Raw genomic sequence first — 1,161 nt, 5'->3', positions numbered from 1 at the left:
CAGTGTTGATTCTCGATGAGGCGACCTCAGCCCTGGATACAGAGTCAGAAAAAGCTATTCAAGGTGAGTTGGAGGTATTGATGGAGGGACGTACAACAATTGTGATCGCGCATCGCCTATCGACTGTAGAAAATGCAGATAAAATTGTAGTGATGGACCAAGGTCGTGTAATCGAGCAGGGAACACATCAATCACTTCTGGCTGCAAATGGTGAGTACGCCAAACTTTACAATATGAACCTGGCGGACGATGCCTAGTCAGGATCAGCAACGTGCTGCTTCAACGAGCATAACCGATGCTTGGTACCAAGGTGCTGCTTGGCTATACCTGCTGGCACCACTGTCACTTATCTATATGCTTATTTTGGTCATACGGGCATGGCTATACCGCTTAGGTTTTAAGACCTCATATCGTTCCAGTTTACCCATTATAGTGGTTGGCAATATTACGCTCGGCGGGACTGGAAAGTCACCATTGGTTGCATACTTGGTGCAAGCGCTTCAGGAAAGAGGCTATCAGCCTGGTATCGTCAGCAGAGGGTACGGTGCATCAATTCCATCTACAGAGTGTCGAGAAGTGTTAGCCGATAGCTTGCCTGAAGAGGTGGGTGATGAGCCACTCATGCTAAAGCAAGCGCTTGATTGTCCGGTATTTGTTAGTCCTAATAGAAAGCTCTCAGTTCAGGCACTGGAAGCTCAAGGTTGTAATGTTGTTATAAGTGATGATGGCTTGCAACACAATGCGCTACAGCGTGATGTGGAAGTTTGTGTTTACGATGGTCAAAGAGCCTTGGGTAATGGATATTTACTTCCGATGGGGCCTTTGCGTGAAAGCCAGTCTCGAATGAAGAAGCTGGACTTTCAGGTGATCAACGGTGCTGATGATTTACCTGGCGTGAATTCATCAGAGCCTTACATTCGAATGGATTTACGACCAGGCAACTTACTGCCGTTGAAGGCTGATCCCGGTCAGGATGGTCTCAATCAAGCCTTAGCTTTGGATAAATTGTCGGGTCAGCCGGTAAATGCTGTTGCTGCCATTGGCAACCCGGAACGCTTCTTTGAGGTGCTTGAGCGCAGTGGTATGATTGTTATGCGTCATGCCTTCGAAGATCATCATGCTTACTCTATCGATGATTTTGGCTTTTCGGAAACGCTTCCG

At 47.4% G+C, this 1,161-nt stretch carries 1 protein-coding gene and 1 pseudogene; both read left to right on the top strand.

Annotation, left to right across the window (positions count from 1 at the left end; genetic code table 11):
• Nucleotides 1-257, top strand: a pseudogene (locus tag A3735_RS30110) (lipid ABC transporter permease/ATP-binding protein); the annotation flags it as partial.
• Nucleotides 250-1,161 (top strand): tetraacyldisaccharide 4'-kinase (gene lpxK / locus A3735_RS01920; RefSeq protein ID WP_068637490.1); only part of this gene is annotated, 912 nt, incomplete at its 3' end. The pseudogene A3735_RS30110 and the gene lpxK, both read left to right, overlap by 8 nt.

Source organism: Oleiphilus sp. HI0061, assembly GCF_001635675.1.
The sequence above is the reverse complement of the archived record's forward strand: the minus strand, read 5'-3'. Positions and strand labels throughout refer to the sequence as shown.